The sequence below is a fragment of the Brevibacterium picturae genome (assembly GCF_030453725.1).
Classification (GTDB): domain Bacteria; phylum Actinomycetota; class Actinomycetes; order Actinomycetales; family Brevibacteriaceae; genus Brevibacterium; species Brevibacterium sandarakinum_A.
In genome coordinates this window covers 1-5,309 of sequence record NZ_JAKDJU010000191.1, presented here as the reverse complement: position 1 = coordinate 5,309, position 5,309 = coordinate 1, and the positions used below count along the sequence as shown (strand labels likewise).

6 protein-coding genes are annotated in these 5,309 nt (G+C 62.1%); 4 read left to right on the top strand and 2 right to left on the bottom strand.

The annotated features are described in order from the left end of the window. Positions 1–158 precede the first annotated feature (158 nt). From L0G76_RS13800 to L0G76_RS13790, 3 genes are all read left to right on the top strand, one after another. Positions 159–974, top strand: a complete 816-nt coding sequence (locus L0G76_RS13800) for a glycerophosphodiester phosphodiesterase (protein ID WP_304357745.1) — start codon at positions 159–161, stop codon at positions 972–974. Between the two features lie 141 nt (positions 975–1,115). Then, positions 1,116–1,535, top strand: a complete 420-nt coding sequence (locus L0G76_RS13795; protein WP_304357744.1) for an excisionase family DNA-binding protein — start codon at positions 1,116–1,118, stop codon at positions 1,533–1,535. Between the two features lie 45 nt (positions 1,536–1,580). Then, a complete protein-coding gene (locus L0G76_RS13790) occupies positions 1,581–2,201 on the top strand; it encodes a PIN domain-containing protein (RefSeq protein WP_304357743.1) in 621 nt (206 codons plus the stop codon). Positions 2,202–2,342: 141 nt separating this feature from the next. Here the strand turns inward: L0G76_RS13790 and L0G76_RS13785 are convergent, their stop codons facing one another. After that, positions 2,343–3,065 (bottom strand): hypothetical protein, encoded by a 723-nt coding sequence (locus L0G76_RS13785; protein ID WP_304357742.1) that lies wholly within the window; start codon positions 3,063–3,065, stop codon positions 2,343–2,345. A gap of 118 nt (positions 3,066–3,183) precedes the next feature. Further along, positions 3,184–4,077 (bottom strand): hypothetical protein, encoded by an 894-nt coding sequence (locus L0G76_RS13780; RefSeq protein ID WP_304357741.1) that lies wholly within the window; start codon positions 4,075–4,077, stop codon positions 3,184–3,186. 150 nt (positions 4,078–4,227) lie between these two features. On the opposite strand from L0G76_RS13780, the gene L0G76_RS13775 reads away from it, so the two are divergent. Further along, on the top strand, positions 4,228–5,309 hold a 1,082-nt coding region (locus L0G76_RS13775), incomplete at its 3' end, for a thioredoxin domain-containing protein (RefSeq protein ID WP_304357740.1).

Below are 5,309 nucleotides of genomic sequence, written 5' to 3'. Positions count from 1 at the left end.
CGTCGGTGAAGCTGATGCTTGACCCAGCCAGGATTCACGTCGCGTCTACCCAAGCATCATCCGGCCATTGCTCTGGGTGCTTAGTCTGGTCCGCAACGAACTGCATCATCGGCCGCTCATCGCCGCCCTGAGCTGCCGTCAGCCGAGGAGCCCCCGACATGCCCATCACTCTCTTGAATCACTCCGCCGCCGAGGTCACGCACACCCGTGTCCCACCGCTGGTCATCGCTCACCGTGGAGCGTCCGTGCAGTATCCCGAGAACACCATCCCCGCCTTCGTCGCCGGCATCGATCAGGGTGCGGACATGATCGAGATCGACGTGCACATGAACCGAGAAGGCGACCTCATCGTCATCCACGACGACACGTTCGATCGCACGACTAATGTCCGCGCTCTCCACCCTGACCGTGCTCAAGTCAGCGTGGGCGCCATGACGACTGCCGAGATCGCTGCCCTCGACGCGGGCAGTTGGAAGGGACCGTCCTTCGCCGGAGTCGGAGTCCCTCACCTCGCCGAGGTGCTGGATCTGGTGCACGCGACCCGCACCGGCCTTCTCCTCGAGGTCAAGCATCCCGCCCAGTATCCCGGAATCGCCGAGGCGCTCGTCGAGTCGCTGACGGCTGTGCCCGATTATCTGGATCGGGCTTTGGCCGCGGGAATGCTCGTCGTCCAGTCCGGCGACTGGGCCTTCGTCCGCGAATTCCACGCCCTGGCACCGGAGATCCCCGTCGGTGTGCTGGGCAGGCCCTGCCCGGACGAACTGCGCGACTTTTCCACATGGGCCGATCAGGTCAATCCTCAGTACACCGCGGCCGATGCCGCCTTCCTCGGTCACGTCCACGAGCTGGGAATGTCGAGCCTGGTGTGGACCGTCGACAGCGTCGAGGACATGGAGAAGGCCGTCGACCTCGGCGCCGACGGCATCATCACCAACCTGCCAGATCGTCTGGTCCAGGTCGTCGAAGACCTCTGAATCCTCACTTGGTGGCTGGGCGGGCAGGCTTGGATGGACCTGCCCGGGCCGCGGCCTGGCTGTTCGACCGCCCATAGACAGATAGCATCTGCTTCAGATGTAAGTGAAACCCATGTACACTTATATCTGGAAGGAGTGGTTATGAGTGTGCGAAGTCGTGAGGTGACCTTCGACTCGGAGACATCCGCGTCGGTGACCCAGCTGCTTGAGACAACAGTTCGTAGAGGCGATGACTGGGAGATCCGCAAGTCAGAGCTGGATCCTCGAATTGCGACGCTGATCGAATCGGTCTTGCGTGCCGTCGCAGAAGGCGATGAAATCACAGTTGGCCGTATTCCAGAGATCGTGACCACGACGACTGCGGCCTCGATGGTGGGTGTCTCCCGCCCGACATTGATGAAGCATATTCGATCGGGCCGAATTCCCTCGCATTTGGTCGGTTCCCATCGGAGATTGCATCGTGATGATGTCGTTGAGCTCCGTAGATCTTTGCAAGAAGAACGTGCTCAAGCGATCCAACGACTGCTGGAGACTGAAGACGAGCTCGGAGAGCCGCTTTAGAAGCACCTCTGTGGAAGTGCGTGCCCGTGCGTATATCGTGGAATCATGCAGACGGCCTTACTGGATACCAACGTTCTGTTCTCGCGGCTGCTGAGAGACACTTTCGTGCATCTCCATTTTCACAAAGCGTTTCGAATCGTCTGGACCGAGGACATCATGGCCGAGCTCGTCTATCGGTTGCGACGCCGTTTCCCAGACTGGTCCGAGAACCAGGTAGGAGGCGTGCGCCGGAATCTGGTTGCGGCAATTGGTGCTGAGCCAATTACCGGTTATCCGTCAGACGGGTTCGCAGATATATTGGATCCGAATGACCGGCATTTAGATGCCGCAGCCGAATACGGGAATGTTGACTATGTGGTCACCACCGATAAGAAGGCGATGGTGCCGGATCCGGATAAGAGCGTATATGAGTATTTTCAGGCAGATGACTTCCTGGTGGTCTGCGACGATTCGATGCCAGAGCTGGTCCGGATGGCGCTATTGACGAATCTGGGCTTTCATATCTCACGAGCAAAGAAGCTGGGCTCGAATTTTGAGGATTTTCCGAACTTCCCTGAAAAGTACCATTCGGCTGGAACGCCTGTGTTCGCGGAACGAGTGCGCGGTCACTTTCAGCGGTTCGACATGAGCCGAATATGGGCGGATCCGCCCAAGCTCTCCCCTTGAGTAGAGTCACTTTCATCCATTGAGTAGAGTCACTTACGGCAGTATCTGTACGATGCCTGTTGCGGTCCCGGCAGGCGCTCTGGGGCTGCGACGGCACCTGTTCCTCCGGCGCCTCATTGATCGGAACCTTCGCGGGTTCGGTCAAGTGCTCTCGGCGGAGCCCCGGACGCTGAGGTCGCAGGTCCGCCGAAACTGTGCCGCCATGAATGCGATGAGCAGGCTCAGCGAGGCGACAAGGAATGCCGCTCCTACCCAGACGGCCATGATGCTGCCCAGCGCGAAGACGAACATGTTCTGGGCCAAGGCGAGAACGCACAGCAGCATTCCGCAGGCCAGGGTGAGATAACCGGAGACGCGGGCGCTCTTGCCGAGACGACGCGACGATGCGGATGCCGGCAGCCGGTGGAACACAAGAACGGCAGCGACAGTGGCGACCGCCGAACCCGGAGTGATCAGCCACCACGGCTGGACCCAAGCGGCCCAAGCAGAATCTGCCAACGGTACGAAGAACGGCAGGAAGCCTCCGGCAGTGATCAACGCGCAGATGAGGAGAGCGATTGCAGCACCGGCTCCTGCGCCGCGGACCCGGGAGCGACCGCTATCGGAGTCGGCTGGTACTACCGCTGCTCTGTCCGCGACGGTGATGATCACGCTGGCGACGATGAGGGGAGAGACGAACACGGTGATGAGAGGAAACGCCTCGAGGAAGGTCATGGGCATGACGCCCGGCTGCGGTGCCTGCACACGGCCGGTCACCTCGGCGATGCCGGAAGTGACGACGATGGCAGCGAGCACGACGACGATGACGTTGCGGGGAATGAGCGAGAGGTCACGAGCGGTGACGATGGCTGCGACGCCGGCCACGATTGCCAGGGCAAGAAGGATGATCCCGATGCCCGGTCCAGGTAGTCAAGGACCTCTGAGGTCAGCACGCCGAGGCAAGCACCAGTTCCGGGATCACTGGGGTTGGCGGAAGTGTGTCTCAAGACAGCCGGGGCCTCGCCGCTGCCGCAGAGACGAGCAGAGCCGCTGCACCGACGACGAACCCCAACGCGGCCCCCGGCCACAACACCATGCCGACGTCACCAAGAGGAAAGAAGGCCACGATCTGACCTGTTGAGAGATTGCACAGATACATTCCGCAAGCCACGGTGACGAAGCCGAAGACTCGGATGGCCAGAGACCAGCCCGGCGACGAAGCGCGGACCTGCGCGTGCGCAAGCACGAATACTGCGGCGACCGTGCCGACTGCGGAGCTCAGGGCGATCAGCCACTCAGGCTTGAACCATGAGGGCTGCACAGGCAAATCGAGGACTCCGAACATCGGCAGGTGGCAGCAGAACGCGATCACCACGCCGGCAAGAAGAACGATCCCTGCGCCAACTGTCGGCCGGACCGCTACCGCAGGCTTGCCCACTACTGCGACGAGGATCCCCGCAATTACGAAGGGGAACACGAACATACCGATGAGCGAGACAACTTCTACGAAGGTCAGAACCATGAGTTCCGGCGTCGGTCGTTCGACGCGTCCGACCACCTCGGCGATGCCGGAGATTCCGAAGATGGCAATGCTGAGCACGATGACGATGCTGCGCGGGATGGGCGAGAGCTCGCGCGCGATGACGATGGCGGCAGTGCCGGCCAGGCAAGCCAGGGCGAACATGGCAAATCCGGTGGACAGGCCCTGGCCAAAGTAGTGGTCGGCCGTCGCGAACATGAGTGCGCAGTAGCCGATCCAGGCGACGAAGTGAACGACGAACGCGAGGGCAACCACCGTGAAGCGCATCGGGATCGGGCCGCCGCTGAGCGCCGAATCCAGGTCCTTGGCAGAGCCGACCCCAGAGCTTGCCGTCTGCGAATACGTCACCTCTTCCATGAGGGAATCCTCCCACAAGACCACACGATTTCTAACCACATGACTTGTCAATAAGAAACTGGTTCTGATCGGTGCTCGACGAAACGGTCGGAGATTTTGGCAGGGAGCCACCAGTGGATTGAGGGATGGGTGGAATGAGACGCTGGGTCCATGGCCAATGAACTCGCGTCCTCCACCAGCCCATACCTGCGCGCCCACGCCGACAATCCCGTCGACTGGCGGATGTGGACGAAGGACAACCTCGCCGAGGCGGCCCGACGTGACGTGCCCCTGCTGATCTCGATCGGCTACTCCACCTGCCACTGGTGCCACGTCATGGCCCACGAATCCTTCGAGGATGAAGCCATCGCAAGCCTCATCAATGAGAAGTACCTGCCGATCAAGATCGATCGCGAGGAGCTGCCCGACATCGACGCCTATTACATGAACGCCCTGCAGGCGATGCGGGGCCAGGGCGGATGGCCGATGACGATCTTCGCCACCCCCGAAGGCAGCCCCTTCTATGCCGGCACCTACTTCCCGCCGGCCCCGCGAGGCAACCTGCCCGCGTTCACCCAGGTGCTCTCGGCCGTGTCCCAGACATGGACGGATCGCCGCGCCGAGGTGACAGAGATGACCCAGCGCATGGACCGGGGGCTTGCCGATATGGCCAGCGCCGTCTCCGACGCACTGCCCGCCGAAGCCGCCTCCGAACTGCTCAGCGCCGAGGAACTGGACTCCGCCGCCGAATCCCTGCTCGACTCCTATGACCCGGCTTGGGGCGGGTTCGGCAAAGCCCCGAAGTTCCCACCGCTGATGAACCTCATGCAGCTGTTGGCCACGTTCGTGCGTTTGGGCGGAACCGCCTCGGCGCGGGGCGAAAGCGCTCACGGACGAGCGGGGGAGGCGCTCGCTCCCGGAGCGGTCGACCGGCTGGGAGCCGACGGTCACCTCGAGGGTGAACTCGTCCTCGACTGCCTCATCGCGGTACGCAGCACCTTCGCGAGGATCGCCAGCGGCGGCATGCGTGACCAGGTGCGCGGCGGCATCGCCCGCTACAGCGTCGACCGGCAGTGGTTCGTGCCGCACTTCGAGAAGATGCTCTACGACAACGCTCTCTACCTGCGCGCCGCCGTCCAGTGGGCGAAGGTCGAACGCGCACTCAACCCAGAATCTAAGTGGCTGGCGCTCGCCGAACGGGAAGTCACCGACACGGCAGGCTTCCTCATCGCGGACATGTCCGATGGCGACCG